This is a genomic window from Rhodococcus sp. BH5 (genome assembly GCF_027583855.1).
In the GTDB taxonomy this organism is placed as follows: Bacteria; Actinomycetota; Actinomycetes; order Mycobacteriales; family Mycobacteriaceae; genus Rhodococcus_F; species Rhodococcus_F qingshengii.
In genome coordinates, this window is record NZ_JAJHVW010000007.1 from 124,479 (window position 1) to 151,078 (window position 26,600).

A 26,600-nucleotide genomic window follows, 5' to 3' on the forward strand; every position below is an offset into this window, starting at 1 on the left:
ACGCGGAGCCCAAATGGGCTAGGCGATGAAAACTATAGGTACGCAATGGTAATGGTGAGCAATGTTCACTCCTTCTTGTCGGAGGGTGAATAACTGACGTCAATGCTGGCGTCGGGAAGAACTTCGGAAAGCGCTATTGCCACGCTGTCCGGAATGTGGCAAACTCCTCACTGGTACTGACCAGCCAGCCGAAGAGTTGCCAAGATGTGAGTCCTGGCAATATCGAGGCCGGCGACGTCAGCGGGCGAGGAGAAATCGCCGATCGTCCTGTGTTTGGGTTGTTAGTGGACTCTGCTTCAATCATGGGGTGTGAGCTGCGGCAATGCCGCAATAATCGACAGTTGGGCCGAGGCCTGACAATAGTCGCCGGGTTAACTGCAAGGCGCACGTAATGCGACCATACGCACTGAACGCAGCAATGCGGAGCAGTTGCTTCGCTGTCGAAGTTTCGGGAATCGGCAAGGCGGTCCGATGGACCTCGGCCGGTGAACATCTTCAGGCCGAATTCTGTGCATGGGGAAAGGTTTCTGAACACATGACGGTTCTCGAGATGGCCGCGCCCACGAAAGAGCGGCCACAACAACACCGACGAGTAACGCCGGAGAGAGCCGGTGGAGTTTCCGCACGCAGGAAATGGCAATCTGCGTATCTTCGTCGTCTGGCGATCACCGACACGATCATCGTTGCGGCAGTTGTGTTTCTGGCTCAATGGTGGCGATTCGGTAGCGACGCGGATGTCGTCGACGGTGAAGCATTCGGCCATTTCAGCTACACCGCACTGTCTTTCGCCCTGATTATCGGCTGGTTTGCCGTACTGAGGGTATTTCGGACCAGATCTCCTCGTGTGATCGGAAGCGGCCCTGAAGAGTACCGATTGATCGCTGTCGGAACGCTCCGCCTGTTCGGACTGATTGCGATCGCCAGCCTTCTCCTTCACCTGGAGATCGCGCGCCTGTACCTTGCCGTGGCGTTTCCGATGGGATTGACCGCCTTGATCGCGAGTCGTTGGATCTGGCGACGGGTGATTGCTCGTGAGCGAGCCCGAGGTGAATTTCGAACTGCCGTACTTGTGGTCGGTGTGCGAGGGGCGGTTGTCGATCTTGCACGCAACCTCGAGCGCGACGATGCCCATGGATACCGAGTTGTCGGAGTCTGCGTACCCGGCTACGGAGGAGACGTGGGCGAAGTTGTCACAGTGAACGGTCGGGACATTCCGGTGCTCGGAGACGAGCACAGTCTCACCGACGCACTCGAACAGGTCGGTGCCGACACGGTGGCGGTGACGGTGTCGGAGCGACTCGGACCGGAAGGGCTGCGCAAGCTGGCCTGGGATCTCGAGCGCGATCATGTGGACCTTGTTGTCGCACCGGGGATTCTGGATGTGTCCGGGCCGAGGCTCTCGATGCGCCCGGTCGCAGGATTTCCGCTGATTCATGTCGAGCGTCCGCGCTATCACGGCGCACAGAAGTTCTCGAAGACGACCTTCGACGTTGCTTTCGCGGCGCTCGTGCTGGCCGTGATCAGTCCGGTGCTTCTGGCGGCTGCGATCGCCGTCAAGCTCACGAGCAAGGGTCCGGTTCTGTACAAGTCGGAGCGGATGGGGTTGGACGGTCAGCCGTTCCCCATGCTCAAGTTCCGCTCGATGGTCCAGAATGCGGATTCACAGGTCACGGCACTGATGAAGGAGAACGAAGGCGCCGGAGTGCTTTTCAAGATGCGAGACGATCCGCGTGTGACGACGGTAGGTCGATTCATGCGCCGATACTCGATCGACGAGTTGCCCCAGTTCGTCAATGTCCTCCGGCGAGAGATGAGTGTTGTAGGACCGCGGCCACCGCTTCGGCGCGAGGTCGAGATGTACGACGACGCGGTCAGTCGTCGGCTACTGGTCAAGCCCGGTGTCACCGGCCTGTGGCAGGTCAGTGGACGTTCTGATCTTTCGTGGGAAGACACTGTCCGCCTGGATCTTTCCTACGTCGACAACTGGTCGATGATGGGTGACGTCATGATCGTCGCGAAGACGCTCAAGGCGGTGGTGGGAAGTGATGGCGCCTACTGACAAGAAGGCGGTACCGGCGCCTTGCGAAAATGAGGCGCCGATCAATCCGCTGATCTTGCGAACGGCATTGGTGATCGCGGTCATCGGCGCGAGCGGAGCCTTTCAGGCGTACACGCAGAGGACAGCGCTCGGATCGTTGCTCGTACACGGTTCGGCCGTTCTTTCGGCGACACTTGCGTTGGTCTACTTCCTCGACCGGCGATACTCACGCAATACGACGTGGCCTGTCTTCACGCTTATGATCTCGGCCGGCGTCCCGGCAACCAGCTGGTACTGGTCGACACTGCCCCGGAACTCCGCCGTCGCCGGCATCGTCGTCGTGTGCCTGGCGATCACGGGAATCATCGTCGCCCGTGAGTTGACCTTCGCGGTGCGAGTGCGGACTGTTGCCCTCACCTTGCTGGTACTTCTCGTGCTGTCGCTGATGGTCGTGTTCCTCGATCCTTCGACTGGCATCGACGTGGACACCCGCGCCGTTGCTTATCGCGGAATCTTCACGCACAAGAACACTTTGGGACGAATGGCTGCCATCGAAGTTGTACTTGTCGGTGTCATGCTCATGCTTCCCGACATCAAGCGTATTCCGTAGGTGGCGGCGCTTGCTGTCGCCGGCATCGTGTTGTTCGAGGCCCGGAGCCAGACCGGTCTCGTCGCTGCAGGGATTGCGCTGGCGACAATGCTTGCTCTGAGGTGCTTTAGACGGACACCGAACGCTCACCTCGCCTCGACTGTGATCATCGGCCTGTACCTCGGGGTGTCCGGCGCGATGAAGGTGCTCGGACCCGATGTCGCGGCGCTACTCTCGCGAGATGTCACGCTGACCGGCCGGTTACATCTCTGGACGGTATCCGACTACTACGCCGAACAGCGGCCTCTGCTCGGATGGGGCTTCGGCTCGGTGTGGGCGCCGGACAGTGCAGTGGGGCAGATGATTCGGTCAAAGCTGTCCTTTCCGGCGACCAGCGCACACAACGGAATGCTCGACATTCGGCTGCAGATCGGTTGGATCGGATTCCTGCTGCTGTTGGCCGGCTATTACCTGCTTCTGAGCACGGCGCTCGGGCGAGCCCGCAGCAGAACGGAGTACATCGCCGTCGTCGCGATCATGGCTCTCGTCTTCTCGATGGACTTGACGGAGTCGACGCTCTTCTTCGGCGCCATGTGGCTGATCGCATGGGTCTTCCTGGCGCCGTACGGACCGTCGACCCACCGCTCCCACAATGCGGGCAACGCCGAGTTGTCGATCCGTGGGGTTCGTGCCGACAAGAACGACGCGTACAGGTTCGCTCCGGAGCGAAGAGGAGGTCACTGAGATGTACAAGTCGTTCGATGTAGCGCGTTCGAAGCCCGAAGTGAACCCGACGTCCGCCGGTGGATTCACGCCGCCGAAAGCCTTGATGTTCCATGCGATCTATCGGAATCCGGGTGGTGAGGAGCAGAGCTTCGCCAACGAATCCAAGCTCCTGAAATCGATCGGATACGAGACGGTTCAGTGCACCACCGAGAATTCCAAGATCTCCCGGGGACCGTGGGCGGCAGTCACCGCAGTGTTCAGTCCTCGCGTACTCGTCGATGCGTTGCGCATCATCCGTTCGGAGCGCCCCGACGTCATCTACGTGAACAATCTCTGGCCGGCGTTCTCGGCTTCGTTGCTCGTGGCCTCAAGAGCCGCCGCAATTCCTACGTTGCAGGCGGTTCGGAACTATCGCCTCGCCACACCGTCAGCCAAGTTGCGCGCAGATGGCACGTGCACCGAATGCGGTTCCACCAAATACTTCACGAGTTGTGTCCGCAACGGATGCTACGGAAACAGCCGACTGCAGAGCCTTGTCTGCTACCTGAGCGCTACGGCGGTCAAGCTGAGCGTCTTTGGGTGGAAGCAGCACAGGTTCGTCGCAACGAGCGCGATGACAGCACGTCTGGTCGAAGGACGACTGATCAGTTCTGGCCGCGTCGTGGTTCGTCCGAACTTCGGATTCGAAGAAAATGAACCCGAGTTTCGGAGCACTGATTCGGTTGTGTGCGTCAGCCGACTGACACCGGAGAAGGGCGTCCTGGATTTGGTGCGCAACTGGCCGCAGGGCGCTGGAAGTCCCTCGCTCACAGTTCTCGGTGACGGACCGCAGTACGGCGAGATCTCCAGCATAAGCGCAGCTCTCGACAACGTCACGCTGGCCGGATTCACTTCGCACGAAGATGTGATCGAGATACTTCGCGACAGTGCGGCGTCCGTGGTGCCGTCTCAATGGGCAGAACCGTTCGGACGCGTTGCGATCGAATCGATGTCGGTTGGCACCCCGGTCATCTACGCAACCAACGGTGCACTCGCGGATATCGTCGGACCGGGCGGAACGCCTCTCAATACCTTGGAAGAGTCGTCGATACGCGAGGCCCTCGATCGAATCTTCGGAGCGGACGATCGATCGGCGATACGCAGATCCGCTTATCGTCACTACTCGAATCGCTTCACATCGCGCAAAGCGGCGACGTCGATGCGTGAGCTCATCGACGAGGTGAGATCGTGAAAGATCGCACTCGGCATGTGACATTCATGGCCGATCAAGGGCTTTCGAGCGTCCTCACTTTTGTCGTTCTCACCTCGGTGGCACGACTCGGTGGTCCGATCGAAGTCGGCCAGGTTGCCGTGATTCAATCGGCGGGTCTGTTGGCACTGGCACTGGGGAGAGCGATCGGCGTCGACGTCTGGCTGTCGCGAGGGGCGGGGTCTGACGAGCGTGGACCGGCGTTGGCGCCCACGATCGTGCTGGCGGCGGTATCGGTGACATCGGTGTGGGCACTGTTCGTGATCGCCGGCTCGGACTCGATGAATCTCACGGTATACGCCTTGGCTGCAGCTGGTTTCGTGGTGTTGGACGTGATACGCACGATGCTGATGCACGACGGTGCGAGTTGGATCTCTGTGTCGATACAGATCGTGACACTCTCGTTCGTCCTTATTGCAGCTTTCCTGGTCGAGAATCTGACACTTGCACTCGTGACCTATACGGTCGGTGTCTTCGTCGCGCTCGCTCTCGGTCACGCATCCATGCGTCTGGTACCGCCGGTACCGTCGATCAGGTACTCGCGCACTCACCGATATAGATCCGTGCCGTTTGCGATCGAGATATTGATGGGATCAGCTGCGCAGCAGGCGATGTTCTTGATACTCACTGTGGTGGCGTCGATCTCGATGATCGGTGAGATCAGAACTGCCCAGACACTGCTCGGTCCGCTGTCCTTGATGTTCGCGGGCATCTCGCCAATTCTGATGCGTAAGTTCGGCAGTGGTGTCGAAGCGATGAGCCCGAGCGAGTGCATGGCACTCGGCCGCCGAGTGGGCTTGCAGATCTTCTGGGTTTCGATCATCTGCGTTTCGCTGATCTGTCTCACGCTCGAGATTCGATTCTCGGGAGTGCGATTGATGGATCATCTGGTCGGGTCGCACTTTCCGAACTTGATACCGGTCATTCTGCTGTGCGGGTTGGCGGTGGCGTTCAACGGGATTCTGCTGGGAGTCGGCACGTCGATCCGCGTCGTGGACAAGACGGGAAACCTCAACAGATTTCGCGCCTTGCTGTTACCTCTGCAGTTTCTGATCGTTCTCGGGGCGGGACTGACCGACAGCGCCGTACCCGTCGCAGGAGCATTGGCCGCGTCGGCGTGCGTCAGCGCGAGCGTCGCACTTCTGGTTTCGATGAACCGTGACGCCCGACCGAAAGTTGACCTCTCATGAAGAATCCCAGCGGCGTCGTAGTGGCGATTCTGACCTTCCGTCGTGAATCGGAACTGGCTGTCTGCATCGACAGCGTCCGGGCATCGATCCAGGCTTCCGGTGCCTCCGCCCAGGTCGTAGTAGGCGACAACGATCCGGAATCCACCACGCCGACGTATGTTGCCGACGGGATCGAACGACTGCATCTCGGATTCGGCGGGGTATCTCCGGCGCGACGTGCGCTCGTCGATCTCGCCCGTGCACGAGATCGTCGTTACATCGTCTTCGTCGACGACGACGAGTACGTCGATGTCGACTGGCTGTCGAATCTCCTCACCTGCGCAGCAGATTTCGACGCAGGTGCTGTGGCCGGTCCTGTGATTCCGGTGGGTCTGCCTGCCTCGGAACTTCCATTGCACACTCGCGTTCGCCATTCGACCGGCACCCCGGTTGCGTCTGCAGGCGCTGGAAATCTGTTGTTGGACCTGAAGGCTTTGAACGGCTTGAACTTCAGTGACGACTGGGATCTACCTGGCGGCGAGGACACCGAGTTCACGCTCAGGATGAGCGCCGGCGGTGTCCGGTTGTTGTGGTGCGACGAGGCGCTTGCGTACGAACCCGTAGGCGAGGATCGGCGTCGGGATTCCTGGCTCTTCGCCCGGTATGTCAACAACGGACGAATCCTCGCGGTCTGTCAGGGACAGCTCGACCTGCCACTGTTGGCGGCTCAGAGTGCCAAACGCGCTCTGCTCGTACTCGCGTCGGCGACGTTGATCCCCGCTGCCTTGATCAGTCCACGGATCAAGCGCGTGGTTCTCGACAACGGTGCACGCAACATCGGTTGGTTCTCAGAGCGATTCAGCCGCAGCGATTCTCGGACGCCGCGCGCACAGAGGCTGGTGGTAGCGCGATGACACGGTTGTTGATGACGGCATACGCCTGCGATCCGAATCAGGGGAGTGAATCCGGTGCGGGTTGGGCGCTTCTCTCGGCGGCTTCCGAACTGTGTGAGTCGATCACGGTGGTGACTCGCTCCGGTGAGGCTCCCGCATTGGAATCAGAGTGTGAACAGCTCGGTTGCGAGGTTCGTGTCGTGCGAATAGCGACTTTGCCCGCGGAAGAAGCCGGATCGTACGGTCGATACCTCCGATGGCTCTGGCACACTTCACTGTTCGTTCGGCGTGAAGCGGCAAACTTCGACGTCCTGCATCATGCAACGTTCGCCTCCGACTGGTTGCCCCCACCGGTGCTGTTCGGTGGAGCCGGCGGAGTACGACTGGTATGGGGGCCTGCCGGGGGCAACACCTACCCGCCGATGCCGCTCGCCAGGCGCATCGGTATGCGGTACCTGGCAACCACGGCAGTTCGGACCTGCTCCACGAAAGCCGTTCGGTCACTGACACACATCTTCATGTCCGGACGAGTCGACACTTTCATCGCGATGAACTCCGACAGCGGACGAGGCGCACCGCGGGCACGCAATGTCGTCGTCCAACCCAATTGTGTTCTGGACTACGACGGAATCGAGAAGCAAGCGGTACCCAGACCGAAACGAAGACTCTTGTTCGTAGGAAGACTGTTGCAATACAAAGGAATCGACCTGATTCTGGATGCGCTCGAGCAGCTGGGCACCGATTGGTCCATGACCTTTGTCGGGGAGGGACCCGCCCGCGGGCGGATCGAGAAGTCGCTTCCGTATCGGCGCGGTCAGGTCACGCTTCGCGGATGGCGCGACAGATCGGAAGTGGTAAGCGAGATGGGGGCCTCCTCCGCTCTGCTCTTCCCGAGCATGCACGATTCGGGCGGCTGGGTGGCGGCCGAAGCGGCTGCGGTGGGCCTGCCGGTGGTCTGTTTGGATCTCGGCGGTGTGCCGACACTGGCAGGTAGGAACGCCGTGACGATCCAGGTTGCTCCGGCGTCGACTCTCTCCTCTCGTATCGCTCGATCGATTGTCGAGACAGAGCTTTCTTTCTTTGAACCGCAGCGTGATTGGACTCGATCTCGGTTGACATCAGTCTTGTCACGCAGCTACGGCCAGTGCAATGAACGTCGACAAACGAACTCGAAGAAGTGGTGAGACAGATGAGCAGTCCGTTCGAGGTCATCGAGGTGGGTGGCATTCCGTTTGCCGCGACCAATCTCGAGGGAGCTACCGATTGGGTAGTCAACGACAGACGAGAGGGAGCCGGAACCGGAGTCTCCGTGAGGTTGTCGAATTCCTACTGCGTGTCGGCGGCGCACAGTGATCGCGACTACTCCGCGGTTTTGAAGGGTCCCGGTGTGAACTTCGCAGACGGAACCCCGGTCAGCTGGGTGATGCGCCTGATCGGCGGCACCGCCGATCACGTCGGTGTTCGACCAGTCCGGGGTCCGTCGTTCTTCGAGGCCACCCTGGACAAGGGACGCCGCTACAGCCTTCGTCACCATTTTGTCGGCACGACAGAAGAGACGTTGAATCTCTTGACGGATCGAGTCGAGGAGTTATACCCGGGAATCAAGGTGGCCGGCACATATGCCCCGCCGTTTGCCGCGTTCAGCGAGGAGTTCGTCGACGACATCATCACGAAGGTCGATCCGACGTCACCGGACATCGTGTGGGTCGGTCTGGGTGCGCCGAAGCAGGACTTTGTCACGAAGGCGATAGCGGATCGAACCGACTACGTGGCCGTCGGTGTCGGCGCGGCCTTCGACTTCTTGGCCGGAACTGTTTCGGAGGCGCCATCTTTCGTCCAGAACTCGGGTTTCGAGTGGTTGTATCGACTTGTATCCGAACCCAAACGTCTGTGGCGGCGCTACCTGTTCGGTAACTCGACATTCGTACGGCTGGCATCACGTGACATACGAAAAGTCTTCGGCCGTTTGGGGGGACGCGCATGAGCGAGATCAAGACTGCCGAGCGATTCGGAGGACTACGGACCACAACCGTGGTTTCGCAACTATCAGGCGGGCTGTCCCGCAACGGAAGGAACGCAGGATGAAACGCGCACTGATTACCGGAATCACGGGGCAGGACGGCTCTTACCTTGCCGAGTTGCTGCTCTCCAAAGGCTACGAGGTTCACGGACTGATCCGTCGATCCTCGACGTTCAACACTTCGAGGATAAACCACATCTACGTTGACCCGCACGATGCGGATGCCCGACTTTTTCTTCACTACGGTGACCTCAGTGACGGAGCGCGCCTGGTGACACTACTCGCGCAGATCAATCCGGACGAGGTGTACAACCTCGCTGCGCAGTCTCACGTCAGGGTCAGCTTCGACGAACCCGAACACACCGGGAACACCACTGGCGTCGGGTCGATCCGACTACTCGAAGCGGTTCGGATGGCCGGACTCGACTGCCGGTTCTACCAGGCGTCGAGTTCCGAGATGTTCGGTGCCACACCGCCACCGCAGAACGAGGAGACACCGTTCTACCCACGTTCGCCCTACGGTGCGGCGAAGGTGTACTCGTACTGGATCACCAAGAACTATCGTGAGGCATACGGGATCTTCGCTGTGAACGGAATTCTGTTCAATCACGAGTCCCCCAGGCGTGGTGAGACATTCGTGACGCGGAAGATCACGCGCGCGGTCGCACGCATCCAGGCAGGTATCGAGGATCATCTGTACATGGGCAATCTCGATGCGATTCGCGACTGGGGATATGCGCCGGAGTACGTGGAGGGAATGTGGCGCATGCTGCAGGTCGACGAGCCTGAGGATTTTGTGCTCGCCACCGGTGGCAACTACTCGGTGCGCGACTTCCTGACCGTCGCGTTCGAACATGCAGGTCTGAACTGGGAAAACCACGTTCGATTCGACGAACGGTATCTTCGGCCGACCGAGGTGGACGCACTGATCGGGGATCCGAGTCATGCCGAGCGCAAACTCGGTTGGAAGGCCGGCGTGCACACACCCGAACTGGCCCGGATCATGGTCGAGGCAGACATCGAAGCGCTCGAACACGAAGGGCGGCCGTGGATCGACACTCCGGCACTTCCCGACTGGTCGGCGACGCGATGAGTGATTCATTCGCAGCGCGACCACTCGATCGAGGCGCACCGTTCTACGTGGCCGGCCACCGAGGTCTGGTCGGCTCTTCGGTGTGGCGACACCTGGAATCTGCGGGCTTCACCAGGTTGCTCGGAAAGACCTCGGCCGAACTCGATCTACGTGACCGGGAAGCTGCTTTCGATTTCTTCGCCCGCGAAAAGCCGACCAACGTGATCCTCGCAGCAGCAAAAGTTGGTGGGATTGCGGCGAACAGCACTTTCCTCGTCGACTTCCTGTCGGAGAATCTGCGCATCCAGGTGAACGTGCTCGACGCTGCCCTCGCACACGGCGTCGAGCGTCTCCTGTTCCTCGGATCATCGTGCATCTACCCGAAATTGGCACCGCAACCGATCAAGGAGGAATACCTGCTCACCGGGCATCTCGAGCCGACCAACGACGCCTATGCAATAGCAAAGATCGCGGGAATACTCCATGTTCAAGCTGCCAGGCGGCAGCATGGTCGCCCCTGGATCTCAGCTATGCCCACCAACCTGTACGGCCCGGGAGACAATTTTTCGCCGCGCGGATCGCACGTACTTCCCGCCCTCGTTCGGCGTTACGACGAGGCGCAGTCGTCGGCAGTCCAGTCGGTTGTCAACTGGGGGAGTGGCAATCCGCGACGTGAATTCCTGCATGTCGACGACTTGGCGTCGGCGTGTCTGCATCTGCTCGACAACTACGACGGTGCATCGCATGTCAACGTCGGAACCGGCGAAGACCACACAATTCGCGAGATCGCTTCGATGGTCGCCGACGAGGTCGGATACACCGGCGAGACGCAGTGGGACACCTCGAAGCTTGACGGAACGATGCAGAAACTGCTGGACGTGAGCATGATTCGTGAACTCGGATGGCGGCCGACAATCGGATTGCGCGAAGGAATCGCGTCGACGATCTCGTGGTACCGCGACAACATCGGTGCCGTACGCACCTGAATCACTTTTCCCATCAACACACTTCGCACACTCTCGAGAAAGCAGATCGAGCAACATGAGCACTCGCATAGCAGTATTCGGCACGGGATACCTGGGCGCGACACACGCGGCCTGTATGGCCGAACTCGGTCACGAGGTCCTCGGAGTGGATGTCGATGCGGCAAAGCTGGAGAAACTGGCAGCAGGTGAAGTTCCGTTCTACGAGCCAGGGTTGGGCGAGGTCCTACGAAACAACATCGATCGAGGGCGACTGAAGTTCACGTCGTCGTACGAGGAAGCCGCAGAATTTGCGGTCGTGTTCTTCCTCGGGGTCGGCACGCCGCAGAAGAAGGGTGAGTTCGCCGCGGACATGGTCTACGTGGATGCCGTGATCGAGACTTTGGCGCCGCTGCTCACCAAGCCCTCGGTCATCTTCGGCAAGTCCACAGTACCGGTGGGCACCGCGGAACGGCTCGGCAAACGCGCGCGGGAACTGGCACCGATCGGTGACGGCGTCGAAGTCGCGTGGAATCCCGAGTTTCTCCGTGAAGGATTTGCCGTCCAGGACACGTTGCACCCGGACCGACTTGTGCTCGGAGTCGATCGAAATGTCCGCGGTCGAGCGGAATCTGTTGCGCGCGAAGTTTATGCAGAGCTCCTCGATGAGGAGATTCCGTTTCTCGTCACGGACCTTGCGACGGCGGAGTTGGTGAAAGCGTCAGCGAACGCTTTCCTGGCCACCAAGATCTCGTTCATCAACGCCATCTCCGAAGTGTGCGAGGCCGCGGGCGCCGACGTCACAGTGCTCGCCGACGCGATCGGGCACGACGTTCGGATCGGACGTCGATTCCTCAACGCGGGAATTGGTTTCGGCGGAGGGTGTTTGCCGAAGGACATCCGCGCCTTCATGGCTCGCGCCGGTGAACTCGGTGCCGACCAAGCACTGACGTTCCTGCGCGAAGTCGACAACATCAATATGCGCAGACGTACACGCATGGTCGAACTGGCGCGGGAGGCATGCGGATCGCTTCTCGGTGCGAGAGTCGCAGTTCTGGGTGCCGCGTTCAAACCGGACTCGGACGACGTTCGTGATTCGCCGGCGCTCAACGTCGCGGGTCAGATTCAGCTCCAAGGTGCTGCAGTGAACGTGTACGACCCAAAGGCCATGGACAATTCGCGCGCGCTGTTCCCGACGCTGACCTACTCGGCAAATGCATTGGAGGCCTGCGAAGGTGCCGACGTCGTCCTGGTATTGACCGAGTGGCTCGAATTCTTGAAGTTGCAGCCGTCCGATCTCGATTCGGTGGTTCGCAACAAAGTGATCGTCGACGGGCGCAATTGCCTTTCCCCCGACGACTGGCGAGGCGCAGGTTGGAACTACCGCGGACTGGGACGCCCGTGAGCACAGGACGTCTCGTCCGTCGCAGCTGATCTATATCGAAATTGATAAAGCCCGGTTCGCCCTCGCGGTCCGACCGGCAAAGACCGCTCAGACCCGCAGTGGACATGCGTGAGCCGAAGGAGACATCAAGATGGAAATTGTCGACTACCTGAAGATATTGCAAGCCAGATGGCGAATCGTCGCTGCTGTAACCGTGCTCGGAATCCTCGGAGCCCTTGGCGCTTCTCTTCTTTCGACGCCCGTTTACCAGGCCTCGACGAGGCTGTTCGTTTCGACGTCGGCGGGTACCTCGGTCAACGAGGCACTGCAGGGCAGTCAACTTTCACAGCAGCGAGTTCTGTCCTATACAAAACTCCTGACCGGCCGAACACTCGCACAGCGGACGATCGACGAACTGGGACCGAGGGTGGTCGGCGGGATGTCGGCTGACGAGTTGGCCTCCAAGGTCACTGCGACGTCGGCGCCCGACACTGTGTTGATCGACCTCGCAGTCAAGGACGCGTCACCGGAACTCGCACGCGAGATCGCAAACACTCTCTCATCCGAATTCGTCGCATTGGCAAAGGAACTGGAGACACCCGAGAACGGCGGAACACCGCCTGCACGTGTGGTCGTCGAACAGCAGGCTCAACAGCCGACTGTTCCGGTGTCACCCAAGACTTCGCGCAACCTCGCGCTCGGCGCGGTGGCGGGACTGGTTGTGGGGATCGCGCTTGCGTTGATTCGTGATCGACTCGACAACACGGTGAAAGATCGTCGAACTGTAGAAGAGATCGCGGGTTCGGCGATGGTGGGCACGATCCCGTTCGACAAGGACGTCGAAGTCAATCACGCGATCGCTTTCAGTGACGGAAGTTCCGTGAGTGCCGAAGCCTTCCGTGAGTTGCGCACCAACCTTCAGTTCCTCGAGGTGGACCATCCACCGCGTGTCATCGTCGTCACGAGTTCGCTTCCCTCCGAAGGTAAGACGACCACGGCCGTGAACATCGCTCTCGTCTTGGCGGAGGCCGGCAAATCAGTGTGCCTGATGGAAGGCGACCTCCGGAAGCCGCGAGTATCGAAGTATTTGGGATTGCTCGGAAGTGTCGGCGTCAGTTCGGTGCTCTCCGGTCAAGCGACGCTGGACGATGTGCTTCAGCCGACTGAGTTCGACGGGCTGACAGTGCTCGCCTCCGGACCAATCCCGCCGAACCCGAGCGAACTACTCGGCACGGACACGGCCAAACATGTTCTCGAGGAACTGCGGGCGCGATACGACTACGTCATCATCGACGCCTCGCCGTTGCTACCCGTCACGGATGCCGCGGTCCTGGCCGCGATGTCGGACGGTGCACTGGTGATCGCCCGACACGGCTCCACGAAGTGCGATCAACTGGCGCGCGCGGTCGGAAACCTACAGAGTGTGGGTGCGCACGTCCTGGGCACTGTCATCACGATGACGCCGTCTCGCGGACGCAATGCGTACGAGTACAGCTACTACTACGAGTCGGACAAGTCGCTACCGCAGTTGACCGCGGTGCCCGCGCTCAACGCTCACCGAAGCGAAGTCGGCTGAGCAGCGGGCCGAGGAGATCGGCGATCTCGAGTCCGATCTCGTGAAACACGTTCTCTTCCTTACCCATCGGATCCATGACGTCCTCGGGTTCGGTGGCACGAAATCGGGGTCTGGCGGCGGCGAGGTTCTCGACAGTTCCTGCATCTGCGAGCGAGCCCAACCGTGCGGCTTCTCGAAGTGTGAACGTGCGCTTGAGCCGCGCCGGAGCCATCGCCAGGACTTTGTCTCGCTGACTTTCGGTCATCGTGAGAATGAGGTCGGCGTCCGAGGCGAGCGCTGTTGTCATGCGCCGGGCTTGAAACTTCGTGGGGTCGCCGCCGAGCCCCGCGAGAACCCTCGCAGCAGTTGGCTCGATCGGGTGTCCGACCATCGCCCGGGTTCCGGCACTCGAGGCGGTGAATCCGGTGACCCCGGCTTCGGCGGCATAAGCACGTGCAAGGCGTTCGCCCGTGGGTGATCGGCAGATGTTTCCCGTACAAACGAAGAGAACGTGCATGGCAGAAGCATAGGTTGCACACGCGACGCACTCGTCGTACGCCCGATGTTGGTTTCGCGCCCACCTGGCGTACGCGTTTCGGAAAGTTCGGACGCATACCAACAACACATGAAGATGACCGTGTTCGGAACGGGATACCTGGGGGCGACCCACGCAGTGTGTATGGCCGAACTTGGCCACGACGTGCTGGGAGTCGACATCGACCAGTCCAAGGTCGACAAGTTGTCTCGTGGGGAGGTCCCGTTCTTCGAGCCGGGTCTGACCGACATGCTGGAGAAGAATCTGGCGTCGGGTCGGCTGCAGTTCACGACTTCCTACTCCGATGCCGCGGATTTTGCGGACATCCATTTCGTCGGTGTGGGGACGCCCCAGAAGAAGGGGGAGTACGCCGCAGATCTGAGTCATGTTCATTCGGTGATCGACATGTTGGCGCCGTTGTTGCGAAAGCCTTCGCTGATAGTCGGGAAGTCGACGGTGCCGGTAGGCACGGCAGCGGCTCTCGGCGAGCGACTCCGAGCGACTGCGCCGGCGGGTGGCTCGGTAGAGGTGGCCTGGAATCCGGAGTTCCTGCGTGAAGGACACGCCATCGCGGACACCTTGAGCCCTGACCGGTTGGTTCTGGGGATCGATCGTGACCGGCCGGGAAACGCCGAAGGCGTTCTTCGCGAGGTGTATGCCGAGATACTGGACGCGGGGGTGCCCTTCCTCGTGACCGATCTGGCGACGTCCGAGTTGGTCAAAGGATCTGCGAATGCGTTTCTCGCGACCAAGGTGTCCTTCATCAATGCGATTGCGGAGGTGTGCGAGGCGACCGGCGCCGACGTCACGATGTTGGCCGACGCTCTCGGGTACGACGCTCGGATCGGTAGACGATTCCTCAATGCGGGCTTGGGGTTCGGCGGTGGTTGCCTGCCGAAGGACATTCGGGCGTTCATGGCACGCGCCGGGGAGTTGGGTGTCGACCAGGCGCTGTACTTCCTCCGCGAGGTCGACAGCATCAACATGCGACGACGGACAAAAGCTGTGGAACTGGTGACGGCAGCCTGCGATGGCAGTTTGCTGGGAGCTAACGTGTCGGTGCTGGGAGCCGCGTTCAAACCCGAATCCGACGATGTACGCGATTCGCCTGCGCTCAACGTTGCAGGAATGATGCAGTTGCACGGGGCGGCGGTCACCGTTTTCGATCCGAAGGCAATGGATAATTCTCGCCGACTGTTTCCCACCCTTCACTACGCAACCTCCACGTCAGAAGCTTGCAGGAATGCTGATGTGGTCTTGATCGCCACTGAATGGGACGAGTTCGCCTCACTGATGCCCGCCGATTTGGAACCACTCGTTCGGCGGCGGGTGATCGTTGACGCCAGAAATTGCCTCGATCCGGACCTGTGGCGCGCCGCCGGTTGGAACTATCGCGGATTGGGGCGGTAGGTCGAACGTACAGGTAGCGAAAAAATAGCTGCGAGAAGGCCTTAGGTGAGATGCGCGAACCTCGCAGACCATGCCCAGTGGGTAGACTTCCGGCCGGGGAATGACGGGGTCTGGTGACGGAACCCGTCGACGGTCGACGAAGGTGGATCATGAACTTGGTTTTGGGTGTGACGGTGGGAGCCAGCGCTGTGCGTTTGGCGCGCCCGGGGACGCCCGACCACAGTGGTCCGGTGTTCCGATCCAGAGCGGTCGATCGAGGCCGCGAGATTCCGGAGGAAGTCGCAGCAGAGGCAACCGGCGTGGCCTTGACCGAGAATGCCGACCTCGGCAGCAATACGGTCGTCGCCTACCGGGATCAAGCACAGGCCGGAGCACTCCAAACAGCGTTCGAACAGAAAGGCATCCACAACTTCGAGCTGGTTCCCGAAGTAATCGCGACGCTTCGAATGCTCGAGGAGTCCGGTGCGTTGACCGACCAGAGCACACTCGTCGTCGTCGACATCGGTAGTTCTGGATCGACGATCAGCATTGTGGACAGGCAGATACGGTCTACCGTCGTCACCGCCCGGTCGACGCGGGTCAGTGGAGATCACTTCGACGAGCTCGTCTACTCGGATCAGACCGTGCGTCGCCGTATAGCTACGCCGGCCGACCCGGGCGGCGATGCCGAACTGCAGGCGCGATGCCGACTCGCGAAGGAACAGCTGTCCTCACGAAGTGCGGTGTGCCTGCCCGGCCCCGGCGGGCTTCTCCTGCTGTCGCGGGAAGTTTTCGATTCGTTGGTCGTCACGTCGGTGGAGGCCTTCGCACGCGAGATACGAGAGGTCATCGCAACGTCCGGCCGTAACCCCGACGCGATTCTCCTGATCGGTGGCGGTGCACGCATTCCGATCGTGCGGGCGACCCTCGCCGCGTGGCTGGAGTGCCCCCTCATCGCGCCCGAGCAGCCGGAACTCGTGACTGCGCAAGGTGCTGCGCTGATCGCGGAGTCGTCGATGACGCCATCGGCGCGCGCGGTATCTGCCCCGGTTCAGGTTCCGGCTGTAGCGCCGATCTTTGCGCCGTATCCGATCCACACCCCGGCGGAGGTACCCGTTCCGGTTCAGGCGTTCAGCCACGGAGGGGTGGCAACGCTCGCGGAATCGGAGCGGCCGAATGCCTTGTCCGAAGCCGCTTCCGGTACGAAGTCCGTTCCGCAGGAACAGGTGCCGAGCCCTTACGCGGCGGAACTGCCTCAGCCGCGACCGAACCGACACGAGCAACGATTCGATCCGGCCGCAGATCTCGTGGTCGCCGACAGCGACCAGGCCACGGACGGATTCGGCACAGAACGTGACGCAGACACCGAGGCCGTGATGGTTGACGCCCAGGCGTACTCGGCGATGTACGAAGGCGAGGGACCCGGGGCAGGAACCGCACACCCGTCCTGGCTCGCCGGGACACAACCCGTTGAATCGACATCCAAAGAGCCGAGAAACCCGCTACGGTTCGCGGGCCTCGGCGCCGGTGTGATCGCGGCGATCGTGATCGTGGGGCTGGGATTGGGCTACGGAGGAAAGGTCTTCGATTCCGAGGACGCCGGACCCGTGGCAACCGAGGTGACCACGACGGCACCGACGACCACGACTACTCCGCCGCCGACGACCACAACGACCGCGCCCCCGACGACGACGGAGGAAGCCCCTCCGGTCGTCGAGGCTCCGCCAGTCGTGCAGGACACTTACGTGCCTCCCGCGCCCGCGCCCGCGCCGCCACCGCCGGCGATCTACATCCCGGGGCTTCCGCCGATTCTGTTGCCGGTTCTCCCACCGATTCCCGGACTCTGAGCAGTTGATTCCTGGACCCTGAGTCGCCGATTCGTGGACTCTGGGGCCGGTTGGGCTGTTCCTGACGGGCGGCGCGGCCTTCGCAAAGCAGGTCCGGTGATCGACTTCACAGGGTTCCCGAAGGCTGGATGAGCAAATTTCTGGCTACTTTACTTTGGTGCCAAATTTCTTTGCTTTCGTGTTCCAATAACCGGGTTGTTGGTCTCTTTTCGCCCAAAAATTCAGGCAATTCCCCCTTTGAGCTGTAATTATTCGCCTTGCGAACAGTATCTTGCGACGATTTGGCTTATACAAACGAGGTCATGGTTTGCGCTCAGACGGATGACTATCCCGTGCATTCGGCGCAGATTCGTGTAGGTTTCGATTTGCTGATTGGTAGCGATTCGATGAATCTGTATCGATTGAGCATCACTGTGAGGCACACGACCGAAGGAAGCACATCATGGACAACGACGCCCCTGCGGCAGACGAGCGTATGCGTTCGGCGACGATGCGCCCCCGTGTCACGGTGATCGTGCCGGCGATGAACGAGGCGAAGAATCTGCCTCACGTGGCTGCTCAGATGCCGAAGGGAATCGACGAGATCGTGTTCGTCGATGGAAATTCGGTTGACGACACCGTCGAGGTCGCCACGATGTTGTGGCCCGACGCCACGGTGATCACACAAACGCGCAAAGGAAAAGGAAACGCCCTGGCGTGCGGGTTCGAGGCGGCGACCGGCGACATAATTGTCATGATCGATGCCGACGGGTCCACCAACCCCGGCGAGATTCCGCTCTTCGTGCAGGCACTCGTGGATGGGGCCGACTTCGCCAAGGGTTCGCGATTTATCGCAGGGGGTGGAAGTTCGGACATCACAAAGTTGCGGCGGCTAGGCAACTACGGCCTGAATTCCCTGGTGAATATCCTCTTTCGTACGCATTTCACAGACCTTTGCTATGGGTACAACGCGTTCTGGCGCAATGCACTCGACGTCATGCAGCTCCCGGATACAGGCATTGCTGCAGCTCAGTGGGGTGACGGATTCGAGATCGAGACGTTGATCAATGTTCGTGTAGCTGCCGCCGGATTGGGAATTGCGGAAGTCGGAAGCTTCGAGGCCGATCGAATTCACGGTGTCAGCAACCTCAATGCCTTCTCTGACGGAATGCGCGTGCTGCGTATCATCGGGATGGAGTGGCGCCGCCGACGCAGCGCGCGCAGGGGCGCCACCTCGCGTCGTTCCATCCCTCTCGACCCGCAAAAATTGACGTTGCCTGAGTCGATCGTCAGCTGAAGCAGGTTGGAGCGCACATTAAATCGGTTCCTGTTCGCGTCTGGTTGCCGGTTCGGAGCCCAGGACCGTCGCCAGCGCGATCAGGCCGATCAGTGAGGGGTACACCGTGAACCTTTGGATCGTGCCCAGCCCGAGCATGCCGAGACCGCCGACTGTGTGGATGAAGTAGGCGCTCAGTCCGAGTACTCCGGCTGCGAGGGCGACCCATTTTGCTGGGGACGGTCTGCGGAGCGTCCGGGACGAGGTCGCGATCATGATCACGGCGGTGTTGGCCAAGACGAAATACATGTTTGCACCGATTCCATGGAGGATCGATCCGCGGTCGAGGGACGACACGGCGATCAGGATCAAACCGCTTGCCGACACGAGTAGAAAGGAGCCTTCTGTAGGCGATACGACTCGCGACTTCCACCACAATAGTGTGCCGACAGATATTCCCAGTGCAGTGGTCACGAAAGAAATGTTCATCAACCAGTACCAACTGCACACGCCCGCACGACTGTCGCAGACACGAACACCTAGTTCGCTTACGAATTGATTGCGGCGCGAGTAGTTTCCTCGCCAGCTCCACGCGGTCAAGAATTCACACACAAAAAACAGGAATGTCGAAATCCACGCGTATCTGGCGAACAGCTCGATAATGTGCGAGCATTTGCCGTTTCCTTTGTTTGCGACGAATTCTTCGTTGTAGTCCGAGTGGATCATTCAGCGATTCCTTCTCTGAAGAACTTCAGTGGATTTTTGCATGCATTCTCGAATGCGGATCCGATTCTTTCGGCGTCGAATACATTGTCGTGAAACGAAAACGAGACATTGTTCAAGGTTCCCAGTCGTCCGACTGCAATCACGATATGTTCGGGACTTTCAGGTAACAAGGTCGCGATATAGACAGATTCTTTCGGGGTGCCGGTCAATGGAAAATTCTTGAACTGCGGAGCGCCTGACATATCGCTGTAAGCGATGCGCGCACGAGGGTGTGCCGGAGCGCTCGTCACAGCGTCTCCCACCGGCCTGCGCGTAATGCGACCGAGTCGGGACTTTACTGAAGTGGCGGCGAGATTGAGCAGCGGTCGACCCGAATCGGCCGCGGCGGAGATACCGTCCCCGACAGATGCAGGTGAGCCCGCATCGTCGAATGACAAGTCCAGGCCTGCCGCGAAGTTGGAGAGCGTCCGGTGGTTCTCGGGGAGGTACCGCCTGGCGTCGAACAGGACCTTCACAGTGTTGTCCACCTTGATACCTTCCTCTCGAAGTGCGCGCACTATGGAGGCGAAGAAGATCGACGACAACGACGCGGGAACGGCGTTTGCTTTCCTCCAAGCCGCGAGATCACCAAGCGCAGTGGGTGACGATGTTGCGAATCCGACGTGATGGGAAGGTTGCCACTTCGCTGTAATTGGTTGTGAAGAAACCTCTTTCGGTCTCCCTGCGGTCACGCTGCGGAGAAGCTTGCCGGGGCTCGACGCATAAAGATTCCAGGAGGCGGCCGTCAGAGGGAATCGTGTCGGTTGTAGCGCAGTGCACCATTGTGGGACTTTGCCGGTACGCGTCGCAGGGTCAGCGAGCGCGCGCGTGAGATTGACTGTGGTCTGGCCGTCTCCCACTCCGTGTGCAAGTCGCACGATCAGGTATCGGCCGCAGACCGTCACCGCAATAGGCAGCGACACGTCGGCCAGGCGGACCGCAGCGGCGAGGGTGGCAGGTAGGTCTTGTGTGTGAACAGCAGGGATTTCGTGCACGCCGCGCTGCAGTGAGTCCGGTTCGAACACCCAATTCCGAGTTCGACTGCTCGGGATCAGTCCGACTCGCGCGTGTGGGCCCGAGGACGCGATCGTGCGGAGCGCAGCGCGAACTCCTTCCACACCTCCATGGTCGATTGGCCCCATTGCGACTAATGTCCAGTTTTCAACCATGGCAACGTCGAGATCGGTAACTTTGTAGCGCGTGGGCTGAATCTCATTTCGCACGGTGAGGCCTTTCTAATAGTAGAAAGTGGGGAGATATGCGACATTTCGGAAATTGTGTCCTCATGGCGCGTGATTCTTTCTTGGTATGCTAATTCAGTGACGCGTAGCGAGGTTATCAAAGTGCTTGGAGTGACGCTTTCGGAGAATGTCGGCGGAACCGATCACAGCTTCCGAAATCTAGCTCTCGTTCTTGCCTCGGAAGGTATTCAATTGTCGCTGGCAGGCCCGTCCGGAGATACCCCGACCCGGCGCTGGTGGACAGAATCGAACCTTGAATATGTTCCGCTGGAAATTCCCAAACGAGTTGGATTGCGTCCGACAAGCGGGGAAGGCTTCAACTCCAAGTATGACTTTTTCTCGCAAGTCCCGAAAAGTATGCGCGCGGTCAAGGCTTTGATCGGGAAGGTTCGTTCCTTCGATGTCGTCCATTCGAACGACTTGATGACTCACGTGGACGTCGTGCTCGCCGCGCGACTAGCAGGAAGGCCGTCGTTGCTCGAGTTGCACGACATCGTGCCCCCAGGTGGTGGGCGGCTGGTGATGAGTAGTGCGGTGTCCACCGCAAACGCAGCAGTCGCCGTGAGCGAGGCTGTATTCGAGCAGTTGGGCCCGCTGGCACGGAGGAAGACCCGGGTCGTCCATCAAGGTGTCGACTCTGTTCGATTTAGTCCGGGAGTGGCCGATCCATCGATTCGCGCCGAGCTGTCAGCAGATCCCCGAGCATTGCTCGTGGCGGTGGTGGGGAGGTTGGACAGAGAGAAGGGCATCGGCGAGTTGATCGAGGCACTGGGGTCGTTGCGTCGATCGGGAGTTGACGTACATCTGGCTGTTGTCGGCGCACCGGCCAAGAATGACGCTGCATTTGTCGACGCGTTGCACACCTTGGCGCGGGCATCGATGCCGGGCGCCCATCGGTTCCTGTCGCCCAGAAATGACATTCCGTCGATTCTGCGTGCCGTCGACGTCCTCGCGTGCCCGTCTCACGACGAGCCTTTCGGGCTGATCGCGTTGGAAGCTCAAGCCTCCGGAGTCCCGGTGATAGCCAGTGACAGTGGAGGATTGCGCGACTTCGTTCACGACAACAGGACCGGCGTGGTCTTCCGGACAGGGGACGTCGATTCTTTGACCGTTGCCGCACAACGGCTTCTCGGCGATCCCGCACTATGCACCCGAATCGCCGCCGAGGCGTTGGGCCGGTCCAGAGACGACCTGTCCATCGAGCGACGAGCAGATTCGTTCGCCACGTCGTACAGAGCTCTGCTCCGTGACGCAGGACGGCGGAGGCGAATATCGAGGTTCGATTCGAACGGGCAGGGGTGATCATGTCTTCGTCGCCGGTTTCGAAGGTCGAATTCCTCGACAAGACAACATGTTCGGTATCCGTGGTGATCTGCGCGTACAGCATGAGTCGGCTCGAGATGCTGCTCGCTGCGGTTGATGCCGCCACTGTCCAGGCAAACGGCCCAGGCGACGAGGTCGTTGTTGTCATCGATCACAACGAGTCCATGCTTGCTCATGTTCGTGCACACGTACCAACGGGGGTCCGGGTGGTGCCCAACACTGCCGAGCAGGGCTTGTCCGGCGCGAGAAACTGCGGAATCAGTGCAGGCAACGGTCATCTGGTGGCATTTCTCGACGACGATGCGATCCTCCGAACTGGCGGGATCGACGCGATCCGAGCAACGATGAGTGCAGATCCCACGATTGCGGCAGTCGGAGGGGCAGTGCACGCACGGTACGAGGGGTCTAAGGCTCGGTGGTTTCCGGAGGAATACGGCTGGGTCGTCGGCTGCGACTACCGCGGCCTCCCACCAGACGGAGAACAGATTCGCAATCCGATCGGCGCATGTATGGCGGTTCGGCGCACCGCGCTCGAGTCCATCGGCGGGTTCTCGAGCGAACTCGGGCGGGTCGGCACGTTGCCGGTCGGTTGTGAGGAGACGCTGATGGGAATCAAGATCCGCCAGCGGGATCGCACTGCCAAGATACTGCGAGTCTGTGATTTCGCAGTCGATCATTTTGTTCCTGCCGACCGCCAGCAGTTTCGCTATTTTCGTCGACGTTGTTTCTACGAAGGTCGGTCCAAGCGAATTCTCACCCAAGCGGTGGGGAGCGCGGACGGGTTGTCCAACGAACGGGCGTACGTCGTCGGTGTCTTGAGCAGTGGAATCTTCACCGCAGCCAAGGATTCGATTCGAGGCGATCGCTTCGCGCCAGCCCGCGCGGCAGCTCTGATTTTCGGGTTCCTTGCCACCTTGCTCGGGTTCCTTTCGGCGAGAACCGTATTCGGTGGAGAGCACCTGGTTGACGACTGCGACGACATAAACGCCGATGAACTGGTGTCTGTGGTCGTGGCCACCGTCGGCCGTGATTCGCTCGCTCGGACACTGGACGCTCTGTTGGGTCAGAGCCACCACAATCTGCAAATTCTGGTGGTCGACAACAAACCTGATACCGATCGCGTGGACCAGGTCCTGTCGGCGATGGACGACGAGCGTTGCGTGATACTGAGACAACCAGTCAAAGGTGCTTCTGCCGCGCGTAATCTCGGACTTCACCACGCGAACGGGCGAATCGTGGCCTTCACCGACGACGACGCGGAGCCCGACCCATTGTGGATCGAGAAGATTTTGGACGTCTTCGTGCTCGACGCCTCCCACGAGGTTGCTGCGGTGACCGGTCGCGTTGTGGGAATTGGCATCGACACCGCCGAACAACGGTGGTTCGAGGAAGTGGGCATATTCGACAAGGGCGATACCACGACCTTGTGGGCGATGGAGACGCCGAAAATTGCTTCGATCGGATTGGGTCAGCGGGGGACTTCACCGCTTTTCCCCTACACGGCAGGCGAACTCGGTAGCGGCAACAACATGGCCTTCCGCACCGAAAGCATCCGACGTCTCGGCGGGTTCGACGAGGCACTCGGACCCGGAACACCGACGCTCGGAGGCGAAGACCTCGACCTGTTTCGGCGGGTAGTTCTTGCTGGAGCGACGCTGGTTTACGCCCCCGAGGCAACAGTAGGACACCATCACCGCGCGAGTGTCGCGGAGTTGCGGGACCAGATGTACGGCTACGGAACGGGAATGTCCGCGGTTTTGGTCAAGATCATTTCGGGCGGCGACCGGACTGCTCTGGGTTTGTTGAAGGTCGTGCCCCGAGGTGTGCGCATGCTTCTCGTTCCCGACACTGCGCGTTTCGGTGACAGAAGTACAACGATGCCCGGCGATCTCAAGCGAGTGGAACTGGCCGGGTATCTGGCCGGCCCCTATCTGTACGCTTCCAGCAAGCTACGCCTGCGTCGTAGACGGGCGCAGGCGGATCAGTTGTCCCGATGATCGTCGGACAGGCGTCGACTAAGGGGGACGCGGAAACGAAGCGAGGTCGTCATCGAGGTGACCTCGATGACGGCGGAACCACTCGCACCGCACAACTGGGACTCGATCATGTCGTCCTCATCGCAATCGCTGTATTGACCTGTACCGCGCTGATTCTCGCGTTGCTTGTTCGCCGCGATGGAGGGGAGGGAGTTCCATTCTCACTGCGCGTGTTGATCGGGGTCGCGACGACGGTTCTGGTTCCTGGTGTGCCTATTGCACTCATGGTTCGCATTCCGGATCCAGTGATCACGACGGCAGTGGGGATAAGCCTCTCACTCTCGGTCAACATCATTGTTGCGCAGTCTCAGTTCGTTATCGGCGCATTTCATCCGACCTTGATTCAGACAGTGCTGTGCGGGCTGTCCCTCCTCTCCTGTGCGGTGGCGTGGAAGGTTATGCCCTATCGAGAGATCGGACCGCCGCGGGTAGGGCGTCGGCGAATGCTCGCCGGTGTGACGATCACGGTTGCAGTGCTCTTCTTCGCGGTGGCAGTTCGAACTCTGGACACCGCTGCCGCAGGCGCGGCAGGAATCATTCCAGAAATCGGGTGGGCGTACTACGTTGCGCTTTTCCTGGTCTCACTCGTAGCCGGGATCGCACTGACTTCGCGCAGACTCGACGCAGTAGTGCTGACTGTCGCAGCACTGACTTTGATCACATTCACGACTTTGCTGGTAAGCCTTGCAGACGGGGTGACATCAATCCCCACAGCTTACGTACATCGTGGTCTCATCGAGATACTCGTCCATTTCGGAGAACTTCCACCACCCTCCGACGCGCGCTTCAGTTGGGCTGGATTCTTCTCCGGGAGCGCCCAAATGAGTACCGCCTATGGGATTACCGATTTCACCGCCATTTTCATCTGGGCACCCGTGTTCTTCAACGCGATGATCGCGTTGCCGATCTACTCGATCGGGTTGTCGATATCACGGAGTCGACGTGTGGCATGGCTGGGCGTGTTTGTCTATTTGCTTTTCAACTGGTACCAACAGGACTACTTTGCGCCACAACCAACCGCAATGATGTTCTACACCAGCGTGATTGCAGTGCTCTTGTGGCAACTGCGTCGTGCTCCACTCCCCGTGGTCGAGGGAGGGTTGGTGGCGAGAACTGTCGGCGCATCTCGTCGCACTCCGGGGCGTGTGCCTGGACAGAGTTCGGCGCAGACCCTCGCCGTAGAGGCGATTCTGGTTGTGATTCTGGCGGCGATGGTTGTGACACACCAGTTGACGCCGATGGTGATGGTCGGTGCACTGTTGATGTTCACGCTGACGGGATCGACTCGCTATCGGTTGTTGTGGGTGGCCGCCGGCGCGCTCTTTCTCGTCTGGTTCAGCTACGGCGCAGTCGACTACTGGAAAGGCCACCTTCAGGCGTTGCTGTCAGATGTCGGGCAGGTGAGCGGCGCGGTGCAAGGCGGTGTCAGCAAACGCATCGGCTCCGGGCCGACCTACCAAGCAATGCAATATCTGCGGCTCGCAGCTACAGGTTTCATGGGATTGCTCGGGTTCCTCGGCTGGGTTCTGACACGTGGACGAAAGACGTGGTTGATGTCGGGAGTGCTGTGTGTGGTTCCCTTCGGATTGGTGGCAGTACAGAGTTACGGCGGCGAAGTGGTCATTCGGTGTTTTGTCATGGCAGCTCCGATCCTGGCTCCACTTGGCGCCGTGACGATTGTGCGTAGTGCCGCTGCGCTTCGGAACGTTCTGATGAATTCGAGACGACGGCGTGGCGGGCGTATACCGCGTGTTGTCATGGCGTCGCTGTCGATTCTCGTTCTCTCCGTCATTCTCACCGCTACTCGAGGGTTGAACACCTCATTCGAGCACTCGTCGCCTTATCAGATCCGGATTGGTGATGCACTCCTCGCGTCAGTACCGGACGGTGCCACGATCATGGCGTGGGGACCGTCCGCGCAACTGGTCTCCCCGCGAATTCTCACCGGAGTGACGGTTTCTCAAGTTGATTCGATCGATTGCCTGGACAACTTCGATACATGTGTCGCTGATCGAGATCCGGACTACGTATTCGTTGCGCAGCAGGCTTCCTCCCAGATATCCCTTCAATACGGATACCCTGCGGGAATGTTCGACGATGCCATCGCCGATATGCTCGCGTCCGGCAATTTCGAGATCGTCGTCGAGAATGCCGATGTCACCGTGCTGCGTCGCGCTGGTGCCCCCGAGATCGACCTGGAACAGCGATGACAAATCTGTTGGGAGCATGCATCTTCGGATTGTTGTTCGTTGTGCTCACTCTGATTACGGTGACTCGGGAACGGCAGGTGCCGGACCTCGGCACCATCGGCCGTGGGAAGGCTGCGAGAGCTCTTACCGTTCTCGGGGTCGTCCTGGTCCTGTGTGCAGCCGCCGTGGTGTTCTTACGATTCGACCAGATCGCGCTGATCTCGAGTCAGGAGTGAAACACATTGTTGTTCAACAAAATAACGGCCATCGGTGGAGTTGTCGCTTTGTGCTTGTCAGTGGGGTGTTCGGTCACGGGTGACGTGCCAACCGACGCATGTGAAGAAGGACCGAGCGCGCCAGGCA

Annotated in this window: 22 protein-coding genes; 19 read left to right on the top strand and 3 right to left on the bottom strand. The window is 60.1% G+C overall.

Annotated features, from left to right (window positions below; translation table 11 throughout):
* Positions 1–535: 535 nt before the first annotated feature.
* The 12 genes from RhoBH5_RS19075 (at position 536) to RhoBH5_RS19130 (ending at position 13,678) form a co-directional block, all read left to right on the top strand.
* Complete coding sequence (locus tag RhoBH5_RS19075; RefSeq protein WP_270008676.1) at positions 536–2,059, top strand: sugar transferase; 1,524 nt, start codon at positions 536–538, stop codon at positions 2,057–2,059.
* Positions 2,046–2,648: a hypothetical protein gene (locus tag RhoBH5_RS19080; protein WP_270008677.1), complete on the top strand. Its 603-nt coding sequence runs from the start codon at positions 2,046–2,048 to the stop codon at positions 2,646–2,648. The genes RhoBH5_RS19075 and RhoBH5_RS19080 overlap by 14 nt, the downstream gene beginning before the upstream one ends.
* Positions 2,649–3,371: an O-antigen ligase family protein gene (locus RhoBH5_RS19085; RefSeq protein WP_270008678.1), complete on the top strand. Its 723-nt coding sequence runs from the start codon at positions 2,649–2,651 to the stop codon at positions 3,369–3,371.
* A 1-nt stretch (position 3,372) separates the two neighbouring features.
* Positions 3,373–4,584, top strand: a complete 1,212-nt coding sequence (locus RhoBH5_RS19090) for a glycosyltransferase family 4 protein (RefSeq protein WP_270008679.1) — start codon at positions 3,373–3,375, stop codon at positions 4,582–4,584.
* On the top strand, positions 4,581–5,792 hold the full coding sequence (locus tag RhoBH5_RS19095) for a hypothetical protein (RefSeq protein ID WP_058038963.1): 1,212 nt from the start codon (positions 4,581–4,583) through the stop codon (positions 5,790–5,792). The genes RhoBH5_RS19090 and RhoBH5_RS19095 overlap by 4 nt, the downstream gene beginning before the upstream one ends.
* On the top strand, positions 5,789–6,685 hold the full coding sequence (locus tag RhoBH5_RS19100) for a glycosyltransferase family 2 protein (RefSeq protein ID WP_218748179.1): 897 nt from the start codon (positions 5,789–5,791) through the stop codon (positions 6,683–6,685). Before RhoBH5_RS19095 ends, RhoBH5_RS19100 begins: the two co-directional genes overlap by 4 nt.
* Complete coding sequence (locus RhoBH5_RS19105; protein WP_054831289.1) at positions 6,682–7,848, top strand: glycosyltransferase family 4 protein; 1,167 nt, start codon at positions 6,682–6,684, stop codon at positions 7,846–7,848. The genes RhoBH5_RS19100 and RhoBH5_RS19105 overlap by 4 nt, the downstream gene beginning before the upstream one ends.
* A 5-nt stretch (positions 7,849–7,853) precedes the next feature.
* Positions 7,854–8,648, top strand: coding sequence for a WecB/TagA/CpsF family glycosyltransferase (locus tag RhoBH5_RS19110; protein ID WP_054831299.1), 795 nt, complete (start codon positions 7,854–7,856; stop codon positions 8,646–8,648).
* A 97-nt stretch (positions 8,649–8,745) separates the two neighbouring features.
* On the top strand, positions 8,746–9,777 hold the full coding sequence (gene gmd / locus RhoBH5_RS19115; protein WP_003943655.1) for a GDP-mannose 4,6-dehydratase: 1,032 nt from the start codon (positions 8,746–8,748) through the stop codon (positions 9,775–9,777).
* Positions 9,774–10,742, top strand: a complete 969-nt coding sequence (locus RhoBH5_RS19120; protein ID WP_214514607.1) for a GDP-L-fucose synthase family protein — start codon at positions 9,774–9,776, stop codon at positions 10,740–10,742. Before gmd ends, RhoBH5_RS19120 begins: the two co-directional genes overlap by 4 nt.
* A 55-nt stretch (positions 10,743–10,797) precedes the next feature.
* Positions 10,798–12,123 (top strand): UDP-glucose dehydrogenase family protein, encoded by a 1,326-nt coding sequence (locus RhoBH5_RS19125; RefSeq protein WP_165639189.1) that lies wholly within the window; start codon positions 10,798–10,800, stop codon positions 12,121–12,123.
* Between the two features lie 130 nt (positions 12,124–12,253).
* Positions 12,254–13,678 (top strand): polysaccharide biosynthesis tyrosine autokinase, encoded by a 1,425-nt coding sequence (locus RhoBH5_RS19130; protein WP_064074620.1) that lies wholly within the window; start codon positions 12,254–12,256, stop codon positions 13,676–13,678.
* Here RhoBH5_RS19130 and RhoBH5_RS19135 read toward each other — a convergent pair.
* On the bottom strand, positions 13,650–14,174 hold the full coding sequence (locus RhoBH5_RS19135; protein WP_270008680.1) for an arsenate reductase/protein-tyrosine-phosphatase family protein: 525 nt from the start codon (positions 14,172–14,174) through the stop codon (positions 13,650–13,652). The genes RhoBH5_RS19130 and RhoBH5_RS19135 overlap by 29 nt on opposite strands.
* Positions 14,175–14,282: 108 nt before the next feature.
* Between RhoBH5_RS19135 and RhoBH5_RS19140 the strand changes: the two genes are divergently transcribed.
* The 3 genes from RhoBH5_RS19140 to RhoBH5_RS19150 all read left to right on the top strand — a co-directional run bounded on the left by RhoBH5_RS19140 (position 14,283) and on the right by RhoBH5_RS19150 (position 18,704).
* On the top strand, positions 14,283–15,602 hold the full coding sequence (locus RhoBH5_RS19140) for a UDP-glucose dehydrogenase family protein (protein WP_054187546.1): 1,320 nt from the start codon (positions 14,283–14,285) through the stop codon (positions 15,600–15,602).
* A 149-nt stretch (positions 15,603–15,751) separates the two neighbouring features.
* Entirely contained in the window at positions 15,752–17,428 is a 1,677-nt protein-coding gene (locus tag RhoBH5_RS19145; protein ID WP_270008681.1) for an Hsp70 family protein, read from the top strand.
* A 442-nt stretch (positions 17,429–17,870) separates the two neighbouring features.
* Positions 17,871–18,704: a glycosyltransferase family 2 protein gene (locus RhoBH5_RS19150; RefSeq protein WP_054826884.1), complete on the top strand. Its 834-nt coding sequence runs from the start codon at positions 17,871–17,873 to the stop codon at positions 18,702–18,704.
* An 18-nt stretch (positions 18,705–18,722) separates the two neighbouring features.
* Here RhoBH5_RS19150 and RhoBH5_RS19155 read toward each other — a convergent pair whose 3' ends face one another.
* Positions 18,723–19,409, bottom strand: coding sequence for a DUF998 domain-containing protein (locus RhoBH5_RS19155; RefSeq protein ID WP_058227564.1), 687 nt, complete (start codon positions 19,407–19,409; stop codon positions 18,723–18,725).
* A complete protein-coding gene (locus RhoBH5_RS19160) occupies positions 19,406–20,566 on the bottom strand; it encodes a hypothetical protein (protein ID WP_270008682.1) in 1,161 nt (386 codons plus the stop codon). The genes RhoBH5_RS19155 and RhoBH5_RS19160 overlap by 4 nt, the downstream gene beginning before the upstream one ends.
* A 234-nt stretch (positions 20,567–20,800) precedes the next feature.
* On the opposite strand from RhoBH5_RS19160, the gene RhoBH5_RS19165 reads away from it, so the two are divergent.
* From RhoBH5_RS19165 to RhoBH5_RS19180, 4 genes are read left to right on the top strand one after another with little or no spacing between them, the layout of a single operon-like run.
* Positions 20,801–21,991 carry a glycosyltransferase family 4 protein gene (locus tag RhoBH5_RS19165; RefSeq protein ID WP_270008683.1) on the top strand — a complete coding sequence of 397 codons (1,191 nt, stop codon included), beginning with the start codon at positions 20,801–20,803 and terminating at the stop codon, positions 21,989–21,991.
* A 2-nt stretch (positions 21,992–21,993) separates the two neighbouring features.
* Positions 21,994–24,009, top strand: coding sequence for a glycosyltransferase family 2 protein (locus RhoBH5_RS19170; RefSeq protein WP_047269050.1), 2,016 nt, complete (start codon positions 21,994–21,996; stop codon positions 24,007–24,009).
* Complete coding sequence (locus tag RhoBH5_RS19175; RefSeq protein ID WP_058227561.1) at positions 24,006–26,258, top strand: hypothetical protein; 2,253 nt, start codon at positions 24,006–24,008, stop codon at positions 26,256–26,258. The genes RhoBH5_RS19170 and RhoBH5_RS19175 overlap by 4 nt, the downstream gene beginning before the upstream one ends.
* Complete coding sequence (locus RhoBH5_RS19180; RefSeq protein WP_270008685.1) at positions 26,255–26,473, top strand: hypothetical protein; 219 nt, start codon at positions 26,255–26,257, stop codon at positions 26,471–26,473. The genes RhoBH5_RS19175 and RhoBH5_RS19180 overlap by 4 nt, the downstream gene beginning before the upstream one ends.
* Positions 26,474–26,600: the final 127 nt, after the last annotated feature.